General features: G+C 69.4%; 23 protein-coding genes. 7 read left to right on the plus strand and 16 right to left on the minus strand.

The annotated features are described in order from the left end of the window. Window positions 1–34 precede the first annotated feature (34 nt). Entirely contained in the window at window positions 35–769 is a 735-nt protein-coding gene (locus LGI35_RS03470) for a glycoside hydrolase family 12 protein (protein ID WP_227292239.1), read from the plus strand. A 25-nt stretch (window positions 770–794) separates the two neighbouring features. Here LGI35_RS03470 and LGI35_RS03475 read toward each other — a convergent pair whose 3' ends face one another. The 3 genes from LGI35_RS03475 to LGI35_RS03485 all read right to left on the minus strand — a co-directional run bounded on the left by LGI35_RS03475 (window position 795) and on the right by LGI35_RS03485 (window position 4,189). Beyond that, complete coding sequence (locus tag LGI35_RS03475) at window positions 795–1,811, minus strand: LacI family DNA-binding transcriptional regulator (RefSeq protein ID WP_227292241.1); 1,017 nt, start codon at window positions 1,809–1,811, stop codon at window positions 795–797. A gap of 203 nt (window positions 1,812–2,014) precedes the next feature. After that, window positions 2,015–2,935, minus strand: coding sequence for a TIGR03564 family F420-dependent LLM class oxidoreductase (locus tag LGI35_RS03480; protein WP_227292242.1), 921 nt, complete (start codon window positions 2,933–2,935; stop codon window positions 2,015–2,017). A 372-nt stretch (window positions 2,936–3,307) separates the two neighbouring features. Then, a complete protein-coding gene (locus tag LGI35_RS03485) occupies window positions 3,308–4,189 on the minus strand; it encodes a universal stress protein (RefSeq protein WP_227292243.1) in 882 nt (293 codons plus the stop codon). A gap of 382 nt (window positions 4,190–4,571) precedes the next feature. On the opposite strand from LGI35_RS03485, the gene LGI35_RS03490 reads away from it, so the two are divergent. Further along, on the plus strand, window positions 4,572–5,003 hold the full coding sequence (locus LGI35_RS03490; RefSeq protein ID WP_227292244.1) for a DUF7144 family membrane protein: 432 nt from the start codon (window positions 4,572–4,574) through the stop codon (window positions 5,001–5,003). A gap of 47 nt (window positions 5,004–5,050) precedes the next feature. Here LGI35_RS03490 and LGI35_RS03495 read toward each other — a convergent pair whose 3' ends face one another. From LGI35_RS03495 to LGI35_RS03530, 8 genes are all read right to left on the minus strand, one after another. Beyond that, on the minus strand, window positions 5,051–6,148 hold the full coding sequence (locus LGI35_RS03495) for an LLM class flavin-dependent oxidoreductase (RefSeq protein WP_227292246.1): 1,098 nt from the start codon (window positions 6,146–6,148) through the stop codon (window positions 5,051–5,053). Further along, window positions 6,145–7,695: an MFS transporter gene (locus tag LGI35_RS03500; RefSeq protein WP_227292247.1), complete on the minus strand. Its 1,551-nt coding sequence runs from the start codon at window positions 7,693–7,695 to the stop codon at window positions 6,145–6,147. Before LGI35_RS03500 ends, LGI35_RS03495 begins: the two co-directional genes overlap by 4 nt. Then, window positions 7,696–8,520, minus strand: a complete 825-nt coding sequence (locus LGI35_RS03505; RefSeq protein ID WP_227292250.1) for a TauD/TfdA dioxygenase family protein — start codon at window positions 8,518–8,520, stop codon at window positions 7,696–7,698. Between the two features lie 91 nt (window positions 8,521–8,611). Continuing rightward, the gene (locus LGI35_RS03510) at window positions 8,612–9,373 is read right to left on the minus strand and encodes an ABC transporter ATP-binding protein (RefSeq protein ID WP_227292252.1); all 762 of its coding nucleotides are present in this window, start codon (window positions 9,371–9,373) and stop codon (window positions 8,612–8,614) included. Continuing rightward, window positions 9,349–10,215 carry an ABC transporter permease gene (locus LGI35_RS03515; RefSeq protein ID WP_227292254.1) on the minus strand — a complete coding sequence of 289 codons (867 nt, stop codon included), beginning with the start codon at window positions 10,213–10,215 and terminating at the stop codon, window positions 9,349–9,351. Before LGI35_RS03515 ends, LGI35_RS03510 begins: the two co-directional genes overlap by 25 nt. Continuing rightward, window positions 10,212–11,270, minus strand: coding sequence for an ABC transporter substrate-binding protein (locus LGI35_RS03520; RefSeq protein WP_227292265.1), 1,059 nt, complete (start codon window positions 11,268–11,270; stop codon window positions 10,212–10,214). Before LGI35_RS03520 ends, LGI35_RS03515 begins: the two co-directional genes overlap by 4 nt. A 588-nt stretch (window positions 11,271–11,858) precedes the next feature. Further along, window positions 11,859–14,207 carry an ABC transporter permease gene (locus LGI35_RS03525; protein ID WP_227292267.1) on the minus strand — a complete coding sequence of 783 codons (2,349 nt, stop codon included), beginning with the start codon at window positions 14,205–14,207 and terminating at the stop codon, window positions 11,859–11,861. Further along, the gene (locus tag LGI35_RS03530) at window positions 14,204–14,911 is read right to left on the minus strand and encodes an ABC transporter ATP-binding protein (RefSeq protein ID WP_227292269.1); all 708 of its coding nucleotides are present in this window, start codon (window positions 14,909–14,911) and stop codon (window positions 14,204–14,206) included. The genes LGI35_RS03525 and LGI35_RS03530 overlap by 4 nt, the downstream gene beginning before the upstream one ends. Window positions 14,912–15,125: 214 nt before the next feature. On the opposite strand from LGI35_RS03530, the gene LGI35_RS03535 reads away from it, so the two are divergent. From LGI35_RS03535 to LGI35_RS03545, 3 genes are all read left to right on the plus strand, one after another. Then, window positions 15,126–16,436 (plus strand): sensor histidine kinase, encoded by a 1,311-nt coding sequence (locus LGI35_RS03535; protein WP_227292271.1) that lies wholly within the window; start codon window positions 15,126–15,128, stop codon window positions 16,434–16,436. Then, window positions 16,433–17,167, plus strand: coding sequence for a response regulator (locus LGI35_RS03540; RefSeq protein WP_227292273.1), 735 nt, complete (start codon window positions 16,433–16,435; stop codon window positions 17,165–17,167). Before LGI35_RS03535 ends, LGI35_RS03540 begins: the two co-directional genes overlap by 4 nt. A 436-nt stretch (window positions 17,168–17,603) precedes the next feature. Next, window positions 17,604–18,332 carry a type 1 glutamine amidotransferase gene (locus LGI35_RS03545; protein WP_227292274.1) on the plus strand — a complete coding sequence of 243 codons (729 nt, stop codon included), beginning with the start codon at window positions 17,604–17,606 and terminating at the stop codon, window positions 18,330–18,332. On the opposite strand, the gene LGI35_RS03550 is transcribed toward LGI35_RS03545, so the two are convergent. After that, window positions 18,292–19,545: a benzoate/H(+) symporter BenE family transporter gene (locus tag LGI35_RS03550; protein WP_227292276.1), complete on the minus strand. Its 1,254-nt coding sequence runs from the start codon at window positions 19,543–19,545 to the stop codon at window positions 18,292–18,294. The genes LGI35_RS03545 and LGI35_RS03550 overlap by 41 nt on opposite strands. Before the next feature lie 143 nt (window positions 19,546–19,688). Between LGI35_RS03550 and LGI35_RS03555 the strand changes: the two genes are divergently transcribed. After that, window positions 19,689–20,258, plus strand: a complete 570-nt coding sequence (locus LGI35_RS03555; RefSeq protein ID WP_227292278.1) for a helix-turn-helix domain-containing protein — start codon at window positions 19,689–19,691, stop codon at window positions 20,256–20,258. 159 nt (window positions 20,259–20,417) lie between these two features. Here LGI35_RS03555 and LGI35_RS03560 read toward each other — a convergent pair whose 3' ends face one another. Both LGI35_RS03560 and LGI35_RS03565 read right to left on the minus strand, forming a co-directional pair. Further along, a complete protein-coding gene (locus LGI35_RS03560) occupies window positions 20,418–20,615 on the minus strand; it encodes a lipopolysaccharide assembly protein LapA domain-containing protein (RefSeq protein WP_227292280.1) in 198 nt (65 codons plus the stop codon). A 485-nt stretch (window positions 20,616–21,100) separates the two neighbouring features. Then, window positions 21,101–21,550 (minus strand): hemerythrin domain-containing protein, encoded by a 450-nt coding sequence (locus tag LGI35_RS03565; RefSeq protein WP_227292282.1) that lies wholly within the window; start codon window positions 21,548–21,550, stop codon window positions 21,101–21,103. 536 nt (window positions 21,551–22,086) lie between these two features. Between LGI35_RS03565 and LGI35_RS03570 the strand changes: the two genes are divergently transcribed. Next, window positions 22,087–22,527: a hypothetical protein gene (locus LGI35_RS03570; protein WP_227292283.1), complete on the plus strand. Its 441-nt coding sequence runs from the start codon at window positions 22,087–22,089 to the stop codon at window positions 22,525–22,527. A gap of 525 nt (window positions 22,528–23,052) precedes the next feature. Here the strand turns inward: LGI35_RS03570 and LGI35_RS03575 are convergent. Both LGI35_RS03575 and LGI35_RS03580 read right to left on the minus strand, forming a co-directional pair. After that, window positions 23,053–24,246, minus strand: coding sequence for an IS110 family RNA-guided transposase (locus tag LGI35_RS03575; RefSeq protein ID WP_227292286.1), 1,194 nt, complete (start codon window positions 24,244–24,246; stop codon window positions 23,053–23,055). 282 nt (window positions 24,247–24,528) lie between these two features. Next, window positions 24,529–25,368, minus strand: coding sequence for an endonuclease/exonuclease/phosphatase family protein (locus LGI35_RS03580; RefSeq protein ID WP_227300186.1), 840 nt, complete (start codon window positions 25,366–25,368; stop codon window positions 24,529–24,531). Between the last annotated feature and the right edge of the window lie 290 nt (window positions 25,369–25,658).

Consider the following 25,658-nt stretch of genomic DNA (forward strand, 5'->3'; position numbering starts at 1 on the left):
CCCCCACCGGGGCCCACCGGGGGCTCCTCCGACCATGGAAAGGGACACCACGGCACCCACAGCAAGACGCTCACTGCGCCGCCGCACGCTCCTCGGCTCCGTCCTCGCGGGCGGCGCACTGCTCGCCCTCGCCACCTCCCCCGCACAGGCGGCGATCTGGTCCTCCTCCGACCAGTGGGGCAACTACACCACCTCGGACGGCTACACCCTTTACAACAACATCTGGGGCTCGGGCGCGGGTGCACAGACGATCTGGGCCAACTCCGCGTCGAACTGGGGCGTTTGGGCCGACCACCCCAACACGGGCGGCATCAAGTCCTACCCGAACGCGAAGAAGGTCGTGAACAAATCGATCAGTGCCCTGTCCTCTCTCACCAGCGGCTACAACGTCACCGTGCCGTCGTCCGGCGCGTACAACACGTCGTACGACATCTGGGACAGCGACTACGGCCATGAGGTCATGCTCTGGGTCAACCACAACGGAGCCGTAGGCCCGCTCGGGACCTCCCAAGGCGATGTCACCCTGGGTGGGCACACCTGGACCGTCTACAAGGGCAACAACGGAGCCAACGAGGTCTACTCGTTCCTTCGTACCTCGGACTCGACCTCCGGCACGGTGAACATCCTGCCGATCCTCAAGTGGATCAAGGACACCAAGGGCTGGTGGGGCGACGAGACCATCGGTGACGTGCAGTTCGGCTACGAGATCACGTCGTCGGCCGGCGGTCTCGACTTCACCACCAACAGCTTCAACGTCTCCAGCGGCTGACCCCGCACGCAGAAGGACGCGCGGCTCAGGCTCCGGCGGGCGCCTGGGCCGCGCTCTCGCGCACCGTCAACTCCGGTGCCAGCAGCACGACTTCCTCGTCCGAGCCACGCCCCTCGATTTTCGCGATGACCTGCTCCACGGCGCGCCGCCCCATCTCCTGCGCGGGCACCGCGACCGAGGTGAGCGGCACCGACGCGTGCGCGGCGACCTGTTCCGGGCAGACGGCGACGACGGAGACGTCCTCGGGGACGGCGCGGCCCGACTGGCGAAGCAGGGCGAGCAGCGGGTCGGTGGCCGCCTCGTTCTGCACGACGAAGGCGGTCGTGCCGGGGCGCTCGTCGAAGACCCGCGACAACGTTGCGGAGACCGAGGCGTAGCTGCCTTCGCAGGGGCGGTGGAGCAGTCGCAGGCCCAGCTCGGCGCTGCGCTCCCGCAGGCCCGCCAGGGTGCGCTCGGCGAATCCGGTGTGCCGCTCGTACACGGCGGCGGCCTCGCCGATGACCGCGATCTCACGGTGCCCGAGTTCGGCGAGGTGCTCGGCGCACACCGCACCGGCGGCGGCGAAGTCGAGGTCCACACAATTCAGTCCGGCGGTGTCGGACGGCAAACCGATGAGGACGGCGGGCCGGTTCGCGGCACGCAGGAGCGGCAGCCGCTCGTCGTCCAGCTCGACGTCCATCACGATCATGGCGTCGGCGAGCGCGCTGCCCTCTATGCGGCGCACCGCCTCGGCACCCTCCTCGCCGGTGAGCAGCAGGATGTCGTAGCCATGGCTGCGGGCGGCGGTGGCGACGGCCATGGCGATCTCCATCATCACCGGCACGTACATGTCGGTGCGCAGCGGCACCATCAGGGCGATGATGTTCGCCTTGCTGCTGGCCAGCGCCCGGGCTCCCGCGTTCGGGTGGTACCCCAGCTTGCGGACGCTGCTCTCGACGCGCTCGCGGGTGGCCGCGGAGATGGACCGCTTGCCGCTGAGGACGTAGCTCACGGTGCTGGCGGAGACTCCGGCGTGCCGGGCTACCTCTGCGAGCGTGACCATGTCGTTCTCCTGAGCCGTGACGAGGGGACGTCGAAGCGAAGCGCTTCGACGGGCGCGGGTTGCCCGTGACCGTTCGACCTGTCGACCCTATGGGGATCAACGGACGCCTGTCCATAAGTCTGTCGAAGCGCTTCGACGCAGTGGAGCTGCGGGAAGTCCTCCGCACAGGATAATGACCGGGTGGCGTGGTCGTGCAGGCACGGTCAGGCCAGTTCGCCCAGCACCTCCCAGGTGCGCAACCGCGCGTCGTCACCGTCGAGTTCGGAGCCGGAGACGACGACGTCCGTGGCGCCCGCGTCGCGGTAGCGGCGCACCGTCTCGGCGAGCTTCTTCTCATCGCCGAAGACGGCCAGGTCGGCGGCGTGGCGGTGGCCGGACAGCTCGATGACACGGGCGTAGGACGGAATCTGGTCGTAGAAGGCGAATGCCTCGTGAACCTTGGCGCGCAGGGCGTCGGGGCGCTGGGTGACGACGCCCGGGACGAAGGCGACGACGCGCGGGGCGGGGCGGCCCACTTCCTCGGCGGCGCGGGTGAGTTCGGGCACGATGTGCTCCTCCAGGGCCCGAGGGCCCGCGAGGTAGGGCAGGATCCCGTCGGCGAGGCGACCGGTGACGCGCAGCGCCTGCGGACCCATGGCGGCGACGAGGACCGGAACGGTCGGCTCGGCGCCGGGCACGGTGGCGGGCTTCGGGGTCCGCGCGGTGATCAGCTCGCCCTCGTAGTCGGCGTGACCGGTCTCCAGCAACTGCCTTAGCGCGGTGAGGAATTCGCGCAGCCGCGCGACGGGGCGCTCGAAGGGCAGGCCGAAGGCGCCCTCGGTGAACATTTTCGTGCCGAGCGCGAGCCCCAGGTTGTAGCGCCCGCCGGTGGCGGCCTGCGCGGTCTGGGCCTGGCCCGCGACCAGCAACGGGTGGCGGCCGAAGACGGGCAGCGCGGAGGAGCCCACCTGGATGTCGGGAACCTCGCGGCCGATGAGCGCGGCGAGCGTCGGCGAGTCGTATCCGAAGGTCTGCCCCAACCAGAGGGATGTCAGGCCACTGGCGCGAGCTTCGCGCGCTTGGCGCACCGCGTCGTCGATGAGGAGGTCGTTGCCTGTCGTGTCGAGTGTCACTCCCACAGTCATGTCGGAACAACGGGATCACGTGCGGGGTCAATTCCCCCTGAATTGTGAACAGTTGATGTCTCGGGAGAGGGCGAGGATCGGTCGGTCAGCCCGACTGCCGGGCCGGCGCGAACGGGAGGGCGCCACGAGAGCGCCGAGGGCGGGACTGGGGATCCGAGCGGCCGAGCGGCGGCCGGGCGCGTCCGTCGTAGGAACGGTCTCCGAGTCGGGTCGGGTCAGGTTGAGGCGGATGAGGCAGGCGCGCCACTCGGCCGACGGCTCGTGCCCCGGTCCGGCGCGACGAGATCCGCCCACTGCTCGACCGTGGCGTGTAGCTGTTCGCTGCGGCCGACAGGAGTTTCCGTGGCGATGGGCCGATTCAGAGGAAGCTCGTCACTCCTTGCCGCGGACGACGGTGACAGGACAGTGAGCCTGTTGCAGCAGTGCCTGGCTGACCGACCCCAGGAGCAACCCGGTGAAGCCACCCCGCCCCCTGGCCCCGACGACCACGAGCTGGGCGGTCCTGCTCGCCTCGATCAACGCCTCATGGGTCACGCCGAGCACCAGTTCGTGCTTGACCGGGACCTGCGGATACTTCTCCTGACGACCCGCGAGTGCCTGGGCCAACAGACGTTCCTCACTCTCGGCGACCGCGCCCGCCTGGGGCACGTCCGCCAACTGCGGCGGAGCCAGCGGCAGGGGCACATTGTCCGGCGTCCATGCGTGCAGGGCGACGATTTCAGCGCCCCTCAGCGCGGCCTCGGCGAACGCGAAATCGACCGCTTCCTCGCCGGCCCGCGACCCGTCGACGCCCAGCACGATCGGCCCGGCGGCGTCCGGTTCCCCTCGCACCACCATCACTGGGCAGTGGCCGTGGGCAGTCAGGTACACCGCCGTCGATCCCATCAGCATCCCGACGAAGCCTCCCCTGCCCCGGGATCCGATGACCACCAGATCCGCATCTCGGGACTGAGCCTCCAGCACCGTCAGTGCCTCACCCGCCACCGCATCATGGTTGATCTCCACCTGAGGTGCCACGCTGGCGGCACGATGCAGCGCCTCGGTCAGCGCGCTCTCGACCTCGTCCGGCAACACTCCCTCGGGTGGGCCGAAGGGCGCAGCAGCCGTCGGCTCGGGCCCGGGCGTGATCACTGGCCAGAGGGCATACACGACTCGAAGCTCGGCACGCCGCCATCGCGCTTCTCGAGCCGCCACCTCCACCGCTGCGAGGCTGGACGGCGAACCATCCACCCCCACGACGACCAGGTTGCCCACGGCGCCTCCCATGATTGTCTCGGCCCCCTGCTCCCAGCCTGACCCCGCCGACGCGTCCCTGCCACAGGACTGGGCGGCAGCGCAGGGCGCCCACGCACGAACTGCTCACTGCACGACGGCGTCCGCAAAGCGCCTCCGGCGTCACGATCCACCGCCTGTTCGCCCCATTCGCCGAGGTCGAAGGGCCCTGGACGGCTGCGCCGGCCGTGGCCGCTCCCGGCTCCCGGCCGAGGCCGAGCACCGGCGGGCAGGAGCCCGGCGTCCGCGCATGGCGGCTTGCAGTCGCGACGCCGCAGGACTGAGGTGAAGATGGCACGGGAGCGCGGCCGGCCTCGCACGGGCGGTGTCCCTCAGTCGCCGCGCCGGACAGGAAGGCCACGGCATGGCAGCAATGCCCAACAAGGGTCCAAGAAACACGGAGAGCCCCGACAGCAGCGGAGCGATCACCGGAGCGAGCCTGTTCGCCTGTGTGGCCCTGCTGGTGAGCGGGCCGCTGAGCATTCTGATGGGCGCATCCGGCATCGCAGGCGACACCGTGTTCGCGGCGTCCCGGTACACCTACCGGTTTGATCTGACCGCGTGGGGCTGGCTTCATCTCTTGCTCGGCGTCGCCCTCGTCGTCGCCGGCCTAGGGGTTGCGGCCGGCCAGTCCTGGGGTCGCGGGGCCGGCATCGCCGTGGCGGCGATCAGCCTCATCACCCAGTTCATGTTCATTCCGTACTACCCCGCTTGGTCCATCACCATCATGGCCCTCGATCTCCTCATCGTGTGGTCGCTGACCAGGTCCTCTCCCACGACCGGCACCGGCCGGTGAGCCCAGGCGGAGGCATGCCGGACGGGTCCGGGGAAGGCCACCGCGCGTCAAAGTGAAGGCGCAGCACCCACGACCCGGTCCTCCCGCAACCTGGGCAGCAGTTGGTCGCCGATCCGGCGGGTCTCCTCCTTGTAGGGGGTGTCGGACAGCACGAAGTGCGTGATGCCCAGCGCACGGTAGGCGTTGAGTGCGGCGGCCACGTCGTCGGGGGAGCCGACGAGCCAGGTCGTCGCCGCTCCCCCGCCGCCGAACCGGCCGGGGGCGGTGTAGAGGCAGGTGTCGAGGACCTCTCCGCGCTCGGCGAGGTCGAGGAGCCGGCGCTGGCCGACCGCTGTCCTGCGGTTACCCATCCACGTGCCGATCTCGCCGGCCTCGGCCGCCATCTTCGCGACCTTCTCCTCCGCCGCGCGCCACGCCTCCTCGGTGGTGTCACGGACGACGGTGGTGATCCGCAGTCCGTACTCCAGTGACTCATGCCGGCGTCCCACCTGCTCACTCAAGCCCTTGAGCCTGGCGATGCGTTCGGCGATTCCCTCCAGCGGTTCACCCCAGAAGAGCTGGACGTCGGCCTCGGCCGCCGAGACGCGTTCGGCGGCCTCGGACGCGCCGCCGAAGTAGAGGGTCGGATGGGTCCGCTCGCCGGTGACGTACGGAGGCGGGCTCACCGTGGAGCCGGTGACCTGGAAGTACTCACCGTTGAACGTCACGTTCTCCTCGGTCCACAGGCGCCGTACGAGATGCAGGAACTCTCGTGTGCGGGCGTAGCGTGAGGCGGGGTCGACGGTGGTGTCGCCGTAGGCGGCCGGACTGTCGAGGCCGCTGACGATGTTGACCAGGACGCGGCCGCGGCTGAGCTGGTCGAGGGTGGCGGCGGCGCTGGCGAAGTTCGCGGGTTGCCAGTAGCCGGGACGGACGGCGACCAAAGGCTTGAACGTGGTGGTGCGCGCGGCCAGGGCGGTGGCGAGGGTGAACGTGTCCGGGCGTCCCCACCCGGTGCCGAGCAAGGCGCCGCCCCAGCCGTGGTCCTCTGCCGTGCGGGCGAGCTCGGTCGAGTACTCGATGGATCCCCAGCCGGATGTCGTGTCGTCACCGCGGTGTCCCGGCTGGACGGTGTTGGGGATGTACCAGAGGAATTGCGGGCTCATGATGCGTCCGATCGTCGGTCGGGCTCGGGTGGGGCAGCGGGGAATCGGGCGGTGCCGGTATCCGGGGACAAGTGGTTCTGGGGTGTGGCGGGTTCGCGTGCGGCGGGGCCGTTCGCCGCCTCGGTCATCGGGCGTGCGGGTTGTCGTTCGGGCACGGGAGTGCGCAGGCGTGACAGCACCAGGGCCACCGCGAGCAGGCCTGCACAGACACACGAAGCGAGGGCGTACGCGGATCGGGGGCCGCTGCCTTCCGGCGGCGTCGTGGCGGAGCGCAGATAGACCGCGGAGACCGCGCTCAGGCAGACCGCCGCCGAGATGCGCTGCGCCATCTGCAGGATGCCGCCGGCCACCCCCGCCGCTTCGGCCGGAGCGTGGCGCAGGACCTGGGTCTGGTTCGGCGAGACCGTGAACCCCGCGGCGGCGCCGGTCAGTAACTGCACCCCGGCGCAGGCCAAGGGGAGCGCTGCCGCAGGCACGCTGAGCGCGATGGCGCTCCCGGACAAGGCGGCGCCGATGCCCAGGCTGAGGCCCAGGGTCACCGTACGCGGGCCGATGCGGCGTACCACTCGCCACGCGAGCGCGGAGGCGACGCCCATCGCGAGCGCCGAGGGGAGGGTGACGGCCGCGGTGCACAGGGCGGACAGGCCGAGTCCTTCCTGGAGGAAGACGGTGAGCACCAGCGACGAGGCGAGTGAGGCGCCGAACTGGGCCATCGCGACCGCGGTGCCCAGCAGGTACGGTTTTGACGTCCTGAGGGCGGGGTGCAGCAGAGGCCGGCGTCCGCGTCGCACGCGCTGTCGCTGTTGCCCAATCAGGGTGACCGCGAGAGCTGCCACCGCGGCCGCCCACAGGAGTGCCTCTCCCCCGCTGCCCGGTGTGCGGATGAACGGCACCATCAAGGTCAGCGTGCAGGCGCACGCCAGGGCGAGTCCGAGGATGTCGAGGCGAGGGTCGCGAGCGGTGCGCCGGGGTGGCGGCAGCCACCGCGCCGCCAGGGTCACCGTGAGGATCGCGCACGGCGCGCTGAGCAAGAGGCAGCAGCGCCACCCCAGTTCGGGGCCGAGGGTCGCGACGAGCGCGCCGCCGAGTGGTGGGCCCAGGGCCGCGGCCACGCCGGCCGTCACCGCGTACAGGCCCAGGGCGCGGCCCCGGTCCTGGCCGTGGAAGACGTCCTGAACGGTGCCGATCACCTGGGAGTTGACGAGCCCCGCCGCGGCTCCCTGCACCAGGCGGGCGGCGATCAGTGTGCCCGGCCCGCGGCCGGTCGCGGCCGCCGTCCCCGCGAGGAGGAAGGCGGCCACGCCCAGGAGGAAGAACCGCTTGCGCCCGTACGCGTCACCGAGGCTGCCGCCCGGAACGAGTGCCAGACCGAAGGCCAGCGAGTATCCGGCCACGATCCACTGCACGTCCCCGGCGCCGGCCCCGAGCGACTGCCGCATGCTCGGCACGGCGATGTTCAGGACTGCCTGGTCCAGCAGAGTCGTCGCGCCCGCGGCCAGGCAGACGAGCAGGGTGCGCCGGGCGGCGCGGTCTTCTCCCGGGAGCATTCAGGAACGCGCCTCCGGCACGAGGCCCGCCTCCGGCTCCACGCCGATCACCTTGCGATAGACGCGGGCCCCGTCGCCGTAGTCGTCGACGGCGTAGTGCCAGGTGGCGCGGTTGTCCCAGAGGACGAAGTCACCGGGCTGCCAGCCGAAGCGGATCGTGTAGTTCGGCGAAGAGGCGTGCCGCAGAAGGTGGTCGAGCAGGACCTTGCTCTCGGCGGGGGTCACGCCGGTGAGGCCGGTCGCCGAGGTGCTGATGAACAGGCCCTTGCGCCCGGTGGCTGGGTGCGTCAGGACGACGGGATGCTCGATCGCCGGTCCGCTCGCGGTCTTCCTACTGCCCTGCGCGTAGTTCTCCGCGTTGCCGTCGTACACCGCGCTCACAGACTCCAGGAGTTCCTTGAACGGCTCCGACAAGTCGTCGTACGCGGCCTGCAGATCGGCCCACAGCGTGTGGCCGCCCAGCTCGGGCACCACCTCGTACGTCAGCGACTCGATCGCGAAGACCGGGTCGCGCCACAGACCGCCGATGTGCCAGGTGCTGGCCTTGCCGGTCTGCCGCACGTTGTACGGGTAGACGAGCGGATTGGCCGGGTCCTTCGTGGCCGTCGGGTGGTCGAAGGGCGTGGCGAAAACCCGTACGGCGGCCACATGCTGATCAGGTGTCAGATGCTGGCCGCGGAACACCAGCACCTTGTGGTCCCTGAATGCCTGCCGCAGTGCGTCGGCGGTGGTGTCGTCGACGGGGGCGGTCAGGTCGATGCCCGTGATCTCCGCGCCGAAGCGCGGTCCTGTCCTGACGATGTCGAAAGGGGCGACGGTGGTCATGTCTTCCTCTCCTCCTTGTGCGGTGCGGGTCGCGCGGGTCGTGCGGGTCGTGCGGGGGTGAGAAGTGCCCGGCTGTTTTCGCCGGGGCCGGTCAACGGGTCGCCTCCACGCCGAGGCGTGCGAGCAGGCGATCCCGCAAAGCGGCGTATTGGGGTGTGCCGTGGCGACGTGGCGACGGGAGTTCCACCGGGATGTCGACCGCGATCCGGCCCTCTTCGAGGACGGCCACCCGGTCGGCCAGGGCGATGGCCTCGTCGACGTCGTGGGTCACCAGCAGCACGGCGGGCCGGTGCCGCTCGCACAGCTGCCGCAACAGCGTGTGCATCCGGATGCGGGTGAGGGCGTCGAGGGCACCGAACGGTTCGTCCGCGAGCAGGAGTTGGGGTTCGCGGACGAGGGACCGGGCGAGGGACACGCGTTGCTGTTCGCCGCCGGACAGCTCTACGGGCCAGGCCAGCTCCCGGCCCTCGAGGCCGACCTCGGCGAGGGCGGTGCGCCCCCTGTCCTCGGCGTCCGGGCCGGACAGGCCGAGGACGACGTTGTCGAGGAGCCGCTTCCACGGCAGCAGCCGTGCGTCCTGGAAGACCACCGACACGTCGTCAGGGGCGGTCAGCTCGCCGCTGCCCGTCACGTCGTGGTCGAGGCGGGCGAGCGCCCGCAGCAGCGTGCTCTTGCCCGATCCACTGTGCCCGAGCAGCGCCACGAACTCCCCTGGCGCGATGGCGAGTTCGAGGTCGTCGAGCACGCGGCGCCCACCAAGGGTGCGCACCAGATGGTCGATGCGGACCGTCGTGCGGTCCTCGGTCGCGGTCGGGCCGCCGGTGACGGTCAGCCCGCCAGTGTCCGCCGCCATGACAGGGTCCTCCTCTCCACGAGCCGCACTAGGGCGTCGGAGACGAGCCCGAGGAGTCCGTAGACGACGAGGCCGACGATGATGACGTCGGTCTGTCCGTAGGTCCGCGCGAGCTCCATCATGTAGCCGATGCCGCTGGTGGCGTTGACCTGCTCGACGACGACCAGCGCCAGCCAGGCGGCGGTCACCCCGAACCGCAGTCCCAGCAGGAATCCGGGCAGGGCCCCCGGCAGGACGACATGGCGGACGAACTTGACCCTGCTGAGGCGCACCGTCTCCGCGAGTTCGGCGTAGCGGTTGTCGATGGTGCGCAGTCCGTTGTGGGTGTGGATGTAGATCGGGACGAAGACGCCGAGCGCGATCGTGATGACCTTCATCGTCTCGCCGATGCCGAACCAGAGGACGAGAAGAGGGATCAGTGCGAGCGAGGGGATCGCCCGCTTGATCTGCACCGGTCCGTCGACGAGCCCTTCACCGAGCCGGCTCAGGCCGGAGACGAGCGCGAGCAGCAGACCCGCGCCTGTCCCGAAGACCAGGCCGAGCAGGGCGCGTTGGGCGGAGGTCGCGAAGTTGGACTGCAGTCTGCCGTCGGCGATGAGATCGCCCGCGGTAGCGGCGATGGTCCAGGGGGCAGGCAGACTGCGCGCGTCGATGAGCCCCACGCCGGAGCCGGCCGCCCACACCGCCAGGAGCAGCAGGGGTCCCAGCGCCCAGCCGTACGGGATGGGCCTGCCCGGCCCGAGCTTCTTGCGCACTCGTACGCGGGTACGCGGAACCGGGCCCGCGGCTGCGTTCGTCGCGGTCGCGGCCGCCACCCTTTCGTCGAAAGCCGTGCTGCTCATGGCGTCTTCCCTTCACCGGCTGTCGCGTCGGCCGCGACGCGTTCATATCGGCGGTCGAAGAGGATCCCCGCGTCGAAGTCCTTGCGTTTCTGCTCTTTGGCCAACAGGTCGACGGTCTGCTGCTGGCGCTCGATGGCGCCCGTCCAGTCCGCCGGGAAGTCCGGGTGACCGGACCTTTTGACGAGGTACTCGCCGTCCGCGCGGCTCAGGCCCTGGTCCTTGACGTAATAGCCGTCGATCCATTCCTTCGGGTGTTCGTCGATCCAGACCTGCGCTCGCGCCCAGAACTTGATGAGCTCTCGCACGGCGGCGGACTTCTGCGCGTTGCTCACGGAATCGGTGAGCGCCCACAAGTGCCCCGGGTCGTCGCGGAGACCGTGCCGGATGGTCGTTCCGCCGTCCCTGCCGTATTTCGTCAGATAGCGCTTGATGTTGACGTCGGCGATGGGCGCGGCGTCCACCTGACGGTTCCCCAGGGCCGTGGGATAGACGTCACCGGTGCTGGCCAGTTCGACGAGTTCGACGTCCTGCTGGGTGAGATGGGCCTTCTTCAGGATCCGCAGCACGAGCGCCCCCTGCGCCTGCCCGGGGCTGTAGGCGATCTTCTTCCCCCGCAGGTCCGCGAGGGACTTGATGTGTGCGCCCGGCGCGATCCCCAGCTCGTAGATCGGGTTCGCGATCGGGTCCTTGCGGAACTTCGCCGCCACGAGCTTGGTGTCCAGGCCCGTCCAGTGGGCGTTGATCGACGGAATCTCCGCGGCCGAGCAGATGTCGAGCGCCTTGGCCCGAAACGCTTCGGAGCACTGCGGACCGCCGCTGATATTGGCCCACTTCACTTTGAAAGGCAGTTTGTCCATCTGCCCCGACAGTTCGAGTGCGACCTTGAAGTCGGGCGCACCCACGGTGATCGAGGTGTCCGCGGACACCTTTGCCGGGATCTTCTTCGCCGCGACATTCTCACTGGCCACCGTGGACTGTGCGGTGTTTGCGCACGAGGTCAGCAAGAGGGACGCAGCGACGGCGGCCATCGAGCCGACGCGCAGGGATATGGGCATGACGGTACGTGGAATCATTCGTGCCTTCACGGGACGAAGGGGCACGCCTCTGCGCAGGGTGAAAGAGGAGGCGCGAAAAGAGAATCAAGGCGAAGAGAAACGGCGCGGCAGGACTCGGCGAGACCCGGCTCGGCGCAGAGAGGAGTGTCAGCTACACGCCGCGGTGGCGACGCGCATCAGATCGATGGCCCGTCGCTTCCGGAGTCGCTGGCTGATCCACATGACCACGAAGCTATCCACGCTCCAAATGCCGGTCAAGAGAGGTCAGTTGACCGGCATCATGCTGCAACGCCCCCTTCATGGGCCTGCCACGCACGCGTTACGTCGCCTGTCACACGTCCCGTCACATCCACCACTGCGCCCCTCGTTCCCCTTGCTCACGACGGCACGTCCGGGCGAACGAGACTGCACAACCGTCGCCGACCGCTCGCGGGGAGAGAACCCCCTCGCGGTCGCTCAGGCCGTCGCGGACGCGACGGCGATGGGCATCGGGGTCGGCGCCGGCTGTCCTCAGATGCGGATGCAGCCGGCGACGGCACACGCGGGTCTCCGAGAACCGTCAGGACCGCTCAGCTCTGTCCATGACTCCTATTCGGTACGCAGAGCCGTGGCGGTCCGGGCCCTGGCGGCCCAGCCGGCGGGAAGGAATGCACCCAGGGTGGCGATGAGCAGGCCGCCGAGTGCGAGCGGGAGCACTTCGGCTGCGTCGTAGACGGCGATGACGGAGTCGGGGAGACGGAGCCCCACGCTGTCGCCCATCGCGGGCAAGACCCAGCCATGCAGAGCTACGCCGAGCGGCACGCCCAGAGCGCCGGCGACCAGTCCGGTCACGACCACCGAGGTGATGACCATCGCGACGGTCTGCCGGGGGGTCATGCCGAGTGCCTTGTGCACACCGATCTCCCGGACGCGTTCGCGGGTGTCGAGGAGCACGCCGTTGAGCACACCGAGCGCGGCGACGGCGACGAGCATCAGTGTGAGGGTCGCGGACAGCGCGTTGAGCGTGACGACCATGTCGCTTCCGGTGCCGAGCCCGCCGGCCTGAGCCGTGACCCCCAGCGGTGCCAGGTCCTTGTTCAGCATGTCGACGTACCTGGTCACGTCGGTGCCCGGCGCGACCGCGACGTGATGGCTCGTCTCCGTCGGGTCGGGATGCGCGGCCGTGAGGGTGGCGACGTCGGTGAAGACCTGCATGCCGTCGTTGCGGGGGTCGAGTACCTCGCCGACGATCCGGATCGTGACCGGCTGGGCCAGCCCGTTCAGGGTGATGGTGTCGCCGATGTGGGTACCGGTGGCGGCCAGGAAGGGGGTGGGGACCACGGCCTCACCGGGCCTGTCGATCCAGCGGCCCGAGACCATGGTGTAGCCGCCCCAGGAAGCGTCGCCGGTGAAGGCGATCACATCGGTGGTGCCGTTCAGACCCGACACGGTCGCCCGTACCGTCGTGGCGCGGTAGTACTTCCCGGTTCCGGCGGCAGCCCGGACCGCCGCGGCGACTGCGGCCGGATCGGCCTTGGGCTGCTTCTCGGGGCCGGGGCCCTGAGGTCCGAAGTCCGGCATGGGCGCGGGCACGACGACGTCGGCGGCGTCGTGGGCCTTGGCTTTCATCACCTGGCCGAGCGAGGCGCCCATCCCCACGGTGAACGTGACGGCGATGGTGCCGAACAGGATCGCCGTGCCCATGGCCAGCGCGCGGGCGGGCCGCGCGAAGGGCCGGGCCAGGCCCAGGGCGACCGGCTGCGGCAACGGCAGCCGTCCGGCCAGGCGGGCCACCCACCGGCCGCCCCCCGCCGAAGCGGCGCGCCCGACGGCGAGCGCATCGACCGTACGCATCCGGCCGGCGCGCCAGGCACCCGCCCACGCGGTCGCCGCCACCAGGCCGAGCACCCCGGCGATCACCGCGACGTCGACCCAGGGAGCGGGGGCCAGGGACGAGGTGCCGTAGACCTCTTCGGTCTCGGCCATCACGGGGACGGCGAGCAGGTGGCCGGCGAGGACTCCGAGGGCCGTGCCGGCGGCGGCCGGGATCAGCGCCTGACCGACGTAGGCGCGCACAGCCTGGGCCGGGGTGAAGCCGACGGCTTTGAGGATGCCGATGCGGCGCGTTCCCGCGCCGACGGCCGAGGCCACGACGTTGCCGACGATGAGCACCGACATGACCAGGCCCAGGGCGCCGAACGCGATGAGGAAGGGGACATAGAGGGCGGTGTCTCGCTCAGCGGTCTTCTTGACGGTGAGCCAGGACTGGTCACCGACGACCACTCGAGGGGGCAGGGATTGTGTAACGGCCTTGCGGGCCACGGTGATCTGCCCGGCGGTGCCCGCGGTGGTGAAGCGGTAGAGCATCTGATAGCCGCCGCGGCCGGGCGCCGTGAGCGCCGGCATCTGGGACGGAACCACCCAGGCGTCGGCGGTCTGCGTGACCGAGCGGGCTACACCGACCACCGTCAGTGTGGGACCGTCAGGCAGACCGGGGAAGTCGATCCGCTTGCCCAAGGTCGGGATGAGTGCGGAGTCGGCGGACAGCGCGATCTCGCCGGAACGGGTGGGCCACCGCCCGTTGAGCAGCTTCACCTCGTCCACGTCCCGGCCGGGATCGCCCCGACCTACCACGGTCATCGGCCACCCGGGGCCCGCCTCGTCCCCTCGCGGGGTGACCGTTGCCGTGCGAAACGGCCCGGCCGCGCCCCTGACCCCCTCGGTGTCCCTGGACCTCGACAACAGCCCGGCACTGACCCTGCCCGCGTCGAACTGCACGGACAGGTGGGAGCCGTGCTGCCTGGCGAAGGCGTCGTCGAAGGGCGCGCCGGAAACCACGAGCAGTGATCCGCCGAGGACGGAGGCGGCCACCGCCATCATCGTGGCGAGCCCGATCACCAGCGTCTGCACCCGGCGTCGTCCCACCCCCGAGCGCACCACCTTGCCGAGCGCGCTCATCGGACGGCCTCCGGGGCGACGGCCGGCGACGGGGCGTCTTCCGTGATCCGGCCATCGGCGATCCGGACCGTACGGTTCGTGCAGGACCGGGCCAAAGCCAGGTCGTGGGTGACAACGACGATGGTCTGGCCCTCCGCGTTGAGGTCGCTGAGCAGCTTGCTGACGTCCTGTCCGGCGGCCGTGTCCAGGGCCCCGGTCGGCTCGTCGGCCAGGAGCAGCGCCGGCCGGTTCATCAACGCCCGGGCCACCGCGACGCGCTGCCGCTCTCCGCCGGACAGCCGCCCCGGGTAGGCGCGGGCGTGCCGGTCGATGCCCAGCAGTTCGAGGAGTTCCGCTGCCCGGCGATCGGCCACGCCACGTGCCGTACGCGCGAGGCGCGCGGGCAGGACGACATTGTCGGTGACGGTCAGATCGTCGAGCAGGTTGAAGAACTGGAAGACCATGCCGATCTTCGACCGCCGGTAGAGCGCCGATCCGGCTTCGCCCAGCCCGTCCACCCGCACCCCGTCCACGGTGACGGTCCCCGTATCGGGCCGGTCCAGGCCCGCGATCAGATTGAGCAGCGTGGACTTGCCGCTGCCGGACGGGCCGACGATCGCGACGGCCTCGCCGCGCCGCACAGTCAGTGACACCTCGTGCAGAGCGGGCGGGCCGTCGTCGTATCGACGGCACACCTCGCGCAGTTCGATCACCGGCATGGTCATGAAAGGCTCCTTGGATACAGGCAGTTGGCTGCGTGAACGCTAGGAGCGGACCCGGCCCGCACGCGTCGCCCGCCCGAACCCATTGCGGTACCGCGCTGGGATGAGTCCCGAGAACGTCATCCCTGCGATGTAGGCGAGTGATGTATCCGGTGCGGTGGCAATGGCCGTCAAGACGGACTCCGCGGGTCCGCGCGGCGACGACAATGAACCCGTGATGAACGCACGTACGACGGCGGAGCGGCTGCGGGATGTCGCTCGCCGCACCGTCCGCGACGCGAGGCTGCCGAGCGGTCCACCTCTGCGGCCCATTCGGCGCGCCCGGCAGTTCGACGCTCTGGTGGCACTCACACTCGGAATCACCACCGTCTACTACGGCATCGACAACGCCGACAACGTCGTGGTGCGTGAGATCGCACCAGGTGTGGAGGGTGTCGTGCCGCGCCCGTCCGGCCCCGGCGGCATGGCCTTCATGGTGACCCTCGCGGTGATCGCCTCGGGGGCCCTGGCGCTGCGCCGCCGCTACCCGCTCGCCGTCCTGTGCGTGGTGACGGCCGCGACGCTGGCGACACCGCAGAGTGTCCTCAGACTGACCTTCTACGCGTTCGTCATCGCCGTCTACAGCGCTGCCGTGTACAGCCCGTACCGGGTGGCGACCCTGGCGGCGCTACCGGTGGCGGTCGTGCTGGTCGGCACCTCGGGGGACTCGGTGACACCGATCGTCCCCAACGAATACATCGCCTTGCTCATCCTGGCCCCGATGGCCATGGCCGCCGTCGGCCTGCGTACCTGGAAACTCCGAACCGATGAGGGCCGCACCCAGCTGTCCGCCCTGGAACGCGAACAGGCGGAGGCGCTGCGCCGGGCAGTCGAGCATGAGCGAGCCAGGATCGCCAGGGAACTGCACGACGTCGTGACGCACAACGTCAGCGTGATGGTCATCCAGGCGGGCGCCGCGCGCACCATCATGAAGACCTCCCCCGAGCAGGCCGGCGAGGCGCTGCTCGCCGTCGAGGCGGGCGGACGGGCGGCCATGACCGAGCTGCGCCACGTCATGGGACTGCTCACCATGGCCGACGACGGCGACACGAGAAACGCAGGCGCGGACCTGGCCGACACGGCGGCGGAGCTGGCCCCGCAACCCGGCCTGGGTCAACTGGAAACACTGGTCGGACGAGTCCGGGACACAGGACTGCCCGTTGACCTGACCGTGACGGGCCCGACGCGCCCTCTCCCGCCCGGCCTCGAACTCGCCGCCTACCGCGTGGTCCAGGAAGCTCTGACCAACACGGTGAAACACGCGTCCGGCGCCACCGCGGCCGTGACCATCGAATACGGCCCGGAACAGCTCCGGGTGGAAGTCACCGACGCCGGTGGGCAACCGGGCGCGGGCGCGCATGCCGGAAGTGGCCGGGGTCTGATCGGGCTGCGCGAGCGCCTCGCTGTCTACGACGGAACCCTCAACACCGGCCGACGCCTGACCGGCGGCTACCGTGTGGAAGCCCTGATCCCCTTGGAGGCACCGTGACCGAGCCGCTGCGTGTGCTCCTCGCCGACGACCAGACCCTGGTCCGTACCGGATTCCGGTTGATTCTCGGCGCCGACGGAATCGACGTCGTCGCCGAGGCCACCAACGGAACCGAAGCGGTCGAAGCGGTCCGCCGCACCCGTCCCGACGTGGTCCTGATGGACATCCGGATGCCCGAGATGGACGGCCTGGAGGCCACCCGCCGCATCCTCAGCGGCGCCACCGACAATCCCCGGGTCATCATCCTCACCACCTTCGACCTCGACCGGTACGTGTACGCAGCACTGTCCGCCGGGGCCAGCGGCTTCCTCCTCAAGGACGTCACCCCCGAGCAACTGACCGCGGCCGTCCGCACGGTCCGTACCGGCGACGCTCTCCTCGCGCCCGCCATCACCCGCCGTCTCGTGCAGCGGTTCACCCAGCACGGCAGCGACACCACCGCCCTCCACCGCGACCTCGCCTCGCTCACCCCGCGCGAACTGGAGGTTCTCGGTCTGCTGGCCCGAGGACTGAGCAACGCCGAACTCGCCACCCGCCTCCACCTGGCCGAGGCAACCGTCAAGACACACGTCGCCCGCATCCTTGCCAAGCTCGGACTCCGTGACCGTGTCCAGGCGGTCATCGTCGCCTACGAGACAGGCCTGATCAGTGTCGGCGCCCACCAAACCGCCCAACAGCCCGCTGACCGGACGCAGACCGAAGTCGGCACAAGACTTCGCAATATTCCCTGAGCCATCGCAGAGGACGGCAGTCACCAACTGCCAGGACTGCGGATCCCGTTCTCCCTGGACCGAGGGCACGTGAGACACCTGAACCGGTCCTGGGCGTCGCTTCTTCGGGCTGGAGCGAGTGCTGTCGGCCGGCTCAGATGTGTGTCAGTTCGGGGTGAGAGCCTCCTGATGAGCGGGGCTGCCCATCGGCGTCAGCTGACAAGGGATGCGGCTGTGCCGACAAGGCAAGAAAGTCCGATGCGGGGTGACCGCTCCGAGGTGCGCCGACAGGTGGCGCTCGGCTGTTGCGGGTCGCGGCGGCTGCGAGGTGGGACGTGGCCCTCGAAGCAGGGCGGCCCACGGACCGTTGACGTCGCGCGTCGCCCCCTGATCTGCTGCCTTGATCAACGTAGAGGTCAACGCAGCGAATGCAGATGCCGAGCAGGGAGCTGAGGCGATGACGCCCACGTACGCACCGGGACCGCAGACCGCATGGGTCGTGCAGAACACCAGGAGCGGCGGTCCCGGCCGGGTCGGGGCCTGGCTGAGCAAGGCGGGAATCGGCCTCGAAGTGCTGCGTCCCTACGAGGGCGAGGCCCTGCCCGAGGCGCTCGACGGCAGGCCGCTCCTGGTGCTCGGCGGTGGCTTCCTGCCGGACGACGACGAGCGCGCACCCTGGCTCCCGGCCACGCGCCGGCTCGTCGCGCAGGCGCTGGACGACGGCTCGCCCGTGCTCGGCATCTGCCTCGGTGGCCAATTGCTCGCACAGGTCGCCGGCGGCGGCGTACGGGCGAATCACGGGCAGCCCGAGTTCGGCAGCACACAGATCCGGCTGCGCCCCGAAGCCGCCGACGATCCGCTGCTGTACGGGCTCGGAGAAACGGCGCCCGCGATCGAACGGCACGTCGACGCGATCACCGAACTCCCGCCGGACGCCGCCTGGTTGGCTTCCAGCGCGGCCTGCCCCCACCAGGCGTTCCGGGTCGGGGAGCGAGCCTGGGGCGTGCAGTTTCACCCTGAGGCGGAGGCCGACCGGATAGCCGGGTGGGACCGGGAGCGGCTGGCCCGGCAGGGCTTCGACAGGGACCGGCTGCACGCCGAGGCCATGGCCGACGAGAGCGCGGCGGTCGGGGCGTGGTCGGTGTTCACGCGGAGGTTCGCTCAGGTGTGCGCGAGGCTGCCGTGACCGGTTTCGGGGCGGGCGCGGACGCGGCGGCCCCGCGCCGCCGTCCTACCGACACGATGACGCTGGTGAGCACGCCTGCGAGCAGCCCCCAGAACGCGGACCCGATGCCGAGCAGCGTCACACCGGAGGCCGTGGCAAGGAAGGTGACGACGGCCGCCTCCCTGGATCCGGGGTCGGACAGTGCGCTGGCCAAGGACGCCTCGATCGTGGCGAGCATGCCGACCCCGGCGACGGCCAGGACGAGGGCGTGCGGCATCGCGGTGAGCAGCGAGGCGACGGTCGCGCCGAGCAGGCCGACGCACAGGTAGAAGACGCCCGCCCACACGGCCGCGAGATAGCGCCGCCGGCGGTCGGGATGGGCCCCGTCGCCGGTGCAGATCGCGGCAGTCATCGCCGCCAGGTTGATGCCGAACGCCCCGAACGGCGCGAGCACCGCCTGCACGGCACCCGTCCACGTCAGGACGGGCGAGACGGGCACCTCGTAGCCGGACCCGCGCAGCACGGCGACCCCCGGCAGATTCTGCGAGGCCATGGTGACGACGAACAGCGGCACGCCGACGCTGACCAGCACCTTCCAGTCGAACTCGGGAGCCGTGAAGACCGGCTCCGCGAGCGACAGTTGGATCCGCTCCAGATGCCATCCCCCGGTGAGGACGGAAGCGACGACGCCGCCGCCGAGCGCGATGAGGACCGCATAGCGGGGCAGCAGCCGACGCGCGAGGAGATAGAGCACGAACACCGGGAACGCGATCGCGAAACTGCCACCCATCTGGGAGAAGAGCCCCGTCCCGAAGTCGAGCAGCACACCGCCGAGCAGCGCCGATGCCAGCGGCACCGGGATCCGGTCCATGATCCGCGCGAACCACCCCGTCAGACCACTCACCATGATCAGCACGGCGCTGAACACGAACGCGCCCACGGCCTTCTCCATGGACACCCCGCTCAGGCTCGTGGCGAGGAGCGCGGCTCCCGGCGTCGACCACGAGGTGACGATCGGGACCTTGTGCCGCAGCGACAGGCCCACGCAGGTCACGGCGATCCCGACGCCGAGCGCCAGCATCCACGAGGACACCTCGCGGGCGTCCGCCCCGGCGGCCCGGGCCGCCGTGAACACGATGGCGGCGGCACTGGTCACGCCGACGGTGACCGCGATGAGCCCCGCCGCCACAGCCGAGGGCGGTGCGGTGGCGCGTATACGGGCGAGCGGGGACATGCGGGCATCACTTCCGGAAAGGGGTGTGGCAGAGCGGATTCCGGGCGTTCCATAAACGGAACGTTCCGTTTATGGAACACTAAGGACGCAGGTGGCGGCACGTCAAAGCGCCGGTGGGCACAGAAACGGACGGAACCGGGCAGATGGGTCTGAATGACGAGGTGGGCCGCAGGCTGAAACGGCTGCGGCACGACGCCGGCCTGTCACTGTCGGAGCTCGCCCGCCGCTCAGGCGTCGGCAAGGGCACGCTCTCCGAACTCGAGACGGGTCGGCGCAACCCCACCCTGGAAACGCTCTACGCCCTGACCACCGCGCTCGGCCGCCCGGTCAGCGCCGTCCTCGACGACCCCCCGCCCGGAGTCGCGGCGGGCGCGGGCGGAGTCTCCGGCAGCGCCGTCACCGCGGTCCTCCTTGAGCGGTACGAGGACGAGGCCGCGGCCACCGACGTCTTCCGCGTCACCATCGCCCACGGCGCGACCCAGGAGTCGGCCTCGCATGTCCCGCACACCACGGAGAGCCTGATGGTGCTCTCCGGAACAGCGGTCGTCGGGCTGCCGGACGCACCACAGACGGCCGGCCCCGGCGGCCACGCCCACTGGCCGGCCGACGCCCCGCACTTCTACAGCGCACCGGACGGCGAGGTCCAGGGCGTCCTCTTCGTCCGGTACCCGAAGGGCGCGCCCTCGAAGGGGCCCTCCGTGGCAGAGGCCTAGAGGTCCCGACAAAGATCTTGGACGTGGCGGCGGGTGATCCGGCAGACCGCCAGGCCGAGGCGGTCTCCGAACTCATCCCGAGCAGCCACGCCGCCTGCGCAGAAAGCCGACACGGCACCGACCCCGACACATCACGGGGCGGCCGCCCGCCACCGGCGGTCAGGACCGCCTCGCGCGGCGGCGGGCGATGATCAGGCCGAGGAGCACACCCACCACGAGCGTGACGGTGAGGACGGTCCACAGCGGGAGCGTCACCCTCGGGATCCACATGCGGACCGTGACCGAAGCCGTGTTGGCCGCGATGAACCAGACCACCACGGCCGCTAGTACCACGAATCCGATGGTACGCAACCGCATGTCCCGCCCCTTGACCGTCACCTTCGACGGCCCATGTGCATTCTTTGCGGTCTTCTGAGACATACCATCCATTATCGGAGGGTTACGCCGACAGGGCGACTCGCACCTTCGACCGAATTCTCCTCATCGCCGTCGAGGCCAGAACCCACCTCGGACGAGATGTGTCATCGGCAACCGGATGACAGGCGCTTCCTGCCGCGAGCCCCACACCAGGCTTGATCGCGTTCAGCGAGCCGGACGACACCGCGGACGATGCGCGGCGAGCGGAGCCACGCCGCCGGTGGCCGGACCGCCGGCGAAGTCCCCACGTCACGACCCGGAGCGCCCAGGAGCCGTAAGGTCCACGGCGAGGTTCGTCAATTGCGTTCAGCGGGTGGGGGCAGCGAGCCGGTACCCCCTCATCGTCTCCGCTCCACGCAGCGCGGCTCAGCTGTACGCGCCGGTGGGCGACACTCACCTCGACGCCGGGTCCACCCCTGGTTCTGCTAAGGATGAGCAGCACGCCACGCTGCCATCGACGCGTCCCATTCGTCGCCGGACAACGCCGTCAGCGACGCTGGGAAGAGGCCGTCCTCCTCCTTGGCGATGTGGCGGTGCAACTCGTCGGCCGCCACCCTGAATCGGTGTACATCAGTGGGGTCCGCGAGATCCAAGGCGGGCAGCAGCGCGGCCAGCTCACGGTGCTCGGCGACCAGCGCATCGATGTAGTCCGTGTACTCCGGATCGTCCCGCATCACCGCGAACAGACCGTCCTCCTCGCCCTGCCAGTGCGTGGCCAGCTCCCGTGACATCACGTCGACCAGCTCCCGCGCGGACGACGTATCACCACGTCCCAGAGCCCGCACCGCGTCCCCGGCAGCATCGGTGACCCGCTCATGTTCGGCGATGAACTCCTTGATCAGCGGAATCTCACGGCAACCGCAGTAATGGCACATAGCCCCATCACAGACGCCCGCACCCGACTTCCCGCGCCGCCGGGGCGGGTTCCGCTTCTGTGCTCACCCATGTGCCCCAGTCAATGACGACGACAGAAGCAACTGTCTCCCTGTTCGCGGGCTCCGGTGCCAGGGCGATCAGGGCCGTCAGGTCGTCGGACGAGCCCGAAAGGCAAGTGCGGGAGCCGGCGCCCGCAGCGCGCAGGGAGGCTTCGTGAGTTTCGCGGCGGCAACAGCCGTCTCCGCGGCGGGAGATGCGGACCGTACTTAGGGGGGTGGACCTGGGCCCGCCGCAAGTCCGGTTTCGGACCGGGCGGGGACGGGGGAGGTCTGAGTCGAAGGAGGCCGTATCGAGCCCTGCCGTCGAGAGAGAGCCTCACTCGCTTCTGTCGGCGCGCCGCGAGAACAGCCCGAGTTGGCCTCACTTCGCAATCCCCCAGCCATGTTCTGACAGCAGAAGACTGGCCTCACTCCCCTGCCGGTCGGGAGGCCGTCTCGGGGGCCCCGAAGGTGTGGGACTCGTCTAGGGTGGCGTCGTGGGGTTTGAACTGCGGCGGCGGTGGGGCGGACAGCCGTTGTGGGCGAGATGGGTTCGCGCGGTCCACTTGATCGGATTCCTCGAAGGATTCTGCGCCCACGTTCTCGACCTGGCCCGTGGCGGCATCCATGCCTACGCATCATTTCCAGGTCCCCTGCAGGTGTTCTTCGTCAGCTTGGTGTTCCTCGATCCGCTGGTTGCCGTGCTGGTGGGACTGGTGCGGCGGGAAGGGGGCCGGCTGGCAGGCGCCGTGATGGTGCTGGATGTCAGCGGGAACTGGTGGGCCAACCGGCACTGGCTGCAGGACGATCCCGCGAAGCTTGTCTGGCTGTTACCCATCACCTTCTTCGGATTGTTCGTCGTCGCGTTCATGGTTCCCCTGCGCCGCACGGTTGCAGTGATGACGAGCAAGCCCCGAACGGTCGCGCCGTCTGCCTGACGACCGAGATCGACGCAGCACGCATCCGCCGTGCGAACCCGTGCGCAGGCCAGCGGCCTGGCTGTCGGTCTTCTCCGGGATGGGGCGCCTTGCCGTCCCAGACATCCGCACCCACTTCCGGCCAGCGTGACCTCTCCCCCCTCATATAGGAAAGTCCTCCCACAACGGACGCTCGCTCATGCTCCAGCAGGCCGCTCGCCAACCACGGAAACGACGGACCCAACTCCCACTCGGCGACCAGGAGCACGGCAACGGCGCCTCCGGTCAGCTCACGTCAGCGAACGCCCCGACCCCACCCCGTGCCGTTCATCTCCCTCACAGACACGGTCTATCGGAGTAAACGGCGGTCCGGCAGCGTGTAGAGCCTGCCCGACCAGCAGGCCGCTACCGGCGGCAGCCCGTCGGCGTCGAAGCGGATCGCTCAGCCGTGGTTGTTGCCGTCGGGCACGCGTCCAGTGGAGTCGATGAGCGCGGGCATGGCCGCGTACTCGGGATCAGATTCAAAGAGCTTCCCAATAGGAATTGTCAAGCTGTGAGAGCGAGTTGAGTGGCAGCTGGTTCGTAGCGCCTTCTGTCACGCAATAGAGCCCACAGGACATTGACGCGTCGGCGAGCGAGAGCCAGCACGGCCTGTGTATGCCGCTTGCCCTCGGCGCGCTTGCGTTCGTAGAAGCGTCTTGATTCGTCGCAGGAACGTAGGCTACTGAGCGCCGACATGTAGAAGACGCGTTGGAGTCCTCGGTGATAGCGCCGGGGCCGATGGAGGTTACCGCTGACGCGGCCCGAATCTCGTGGCGCTGGAGCCAGGCCGGCGACGCCTGCCAGCCGATCCGCGCTTCCGAACGAGCCCATGTCACCCCCGGTGATCGCGAGGAACTCGGCTCCGAGGAGCGGGCCGATGCCTGGCAGACTGACGATTACCTCGGCTTGCTCGTGGCGACGAAAGGTGGCTTCGATCTGCCGATCGACGTCTTTGACCTGCGTGTTCAGGGACAACACTTCGGTGGCGAGAGTGTGTACGAGCGAGGCAGTGATCTTCTCTCCAGGGAGCGCCGTGTGTTGCCGCTCTGCAGCACTCACCGCGGCCCGAGCTAGGTCCTCGGCCTTGTAGACCTTTCGATTCCGTAACCAGCTGGTCAGGCGTTTCTCTCCGATTCGGCGCAATGCTGCCGGAATCTGATAGCCGGTCAACAGCATGAGTGGACCAGTGTTGGTGAGCTCCAACTCGCGTTCCAGCGCAGGAAACATGCCGGTCAGCAGTCCTCGCAGCCGGTTGACGGTTCGGGTGCGATCGGCCACCAGGTCGGCACGGCGCGCGCAGAGCAGATTGAGCTCGGCGGAGATCTCGTCCCTGACGCGCATGGGGTGAAGGTCATGTCGCATCCGGGCCTGGTCGGCGATGATCGCCGCATCCTTGGCGTCCGTCTTGCCTTCACCTCGGTATCCGCCAGCAGCACGATGAACCGTGCGGCCAGGAATGTAGAGGAGGTGCTGGTCGTGGTTGATCAGTAGCGCGATGAGCAGGGCTGCGCCGCCGTCTGCAAGGTCCACCGCCCATGTGACTTCGTCGGCCAGGGCCTGCACGTCGGCGAGGAGCTGCATGAGCTCTGGCTCGTCGTTCAGGACTCGGCGCGACAGGATCCTGTCGCCGTCACTGCCTATTACGACGCAGTGATGATGTGTCTTACCTGCGTCAACGCCAGCCCAGACAGGGCTCATGGTTCCTCCGCGAGCTCGATGTGCAGCTGTCCCGCAGACGACCTCGCCGTCGTGGCCCTACCCAGCGATCTTGTTCGCGCATCCCAATGAGCGGTCGAGTCGTCGCGGGGCGCTGAGCGGCCAAGCTCTTTCAGCCACGCAAGCGGCAGCGCCATCACAGCCACACCCAGCGCCCCCGGGTGACAGAACCATACGAGTGGCTCGATCGGCCCGTAGAAAAAACGTAGGGCGCTATCAACCCACTGCCCGATACAGGGTTAAAGGGCCGTCCCGTCATGCCCGTCAGGACACACCATGCAGGTCTGCGGGACCTCTCAGATCTGCGAGGACCGCGGCATGGTCGGAAGGCCAGACACCGTCCACAGGTTCGTCACCAACGCGCCGCACAGAGCTGACCGAGCCAAGACCATCAGGTCCTGGCATGCCGATGTGGATGTAGTCAACCCGGACGCTTGGCTCGAATCCGGCCGCGACGAACGGATTGGCCGCGTTCCAGGTAGCTGACGGCTGTGCCGGATCCGCGTACTCCCACGCGTCAAAGAAGACCTGGCCGGGGACGGCGGGAGCCGTCTTGTAGCCACCGAACCGCCGTACCTCGTCCGAGTCCGGCCATGCATTGAAATCTCCCGTGACAACGGGCGGAAAGCCAGTGCCACCAAGATGCCCCGTGACGAACTCGGCAAGCACATTGACCTGCCGGCAGCGCAACGCCGAAGCATGGACGGCCGAGGTGAGGTGGGTAGTGAAGAACGGCACCTGGTGTGTGGGGGCATCTATACGTGCATAGAGAGCCACGCGGCCGTCATCGTCGCCTTCCTCGGCAGGTAACTCCACCGTGTCTTGCTCCACGATGGGCCAACGACTCAGAACAGCGTTGCCGATACCGACCGTTGAATCGCCGAGCCGTCTCTGCCACCGATACGGCGCACGTGACGGTGCCCAAATCCACTGCATGCCAAGGTCCTCCGCCAGCCACCCTGCAAGGTTCTCTCCACCGCAGGCCCATACCTCCTGCAGACCGATGACGTCGGGTCGGACATCGCCCAGCACCGAAAGAATGGCCTTGCGGCGTTGTTCCCAAGGGCCAAATCGCCACCACAGATTCCACGTCAGCACGCGCATCATGGCCGTCCTTTCGCTCCGCCTTGCAAGAGCATCCAGGACGAAGCCGGGCGATGGCCATCCGGCGTGAGCAGAACTGTGCAGGCGGCCGCGAAACCCGCACAGCGTAGCGGCCGTCATCGCTCTCGCCGGATCTGCTCGCCGTCGTCCGACGGGCTCGATCAGCCGATTGCGGTACGGCCTTCGGCCCAAAGAAGGCGAAGCACACCCGAGCACCCGAACTGGACACACTTCACCCTCACTGACCAGGTCACTCCCCTCGGACCCGGCCGAAACGGACGAACAAGCCC

The organism is Streptomyces longhuiensis (assembly GCF_020616555.1).
Classification (GTDB): domain Bacteria; phylum Actinomycetota; class Actinomycetes; order Streptomycetales; family Streptomycetaceae; genus Streptomyces; species Streptomyces longhuiensis.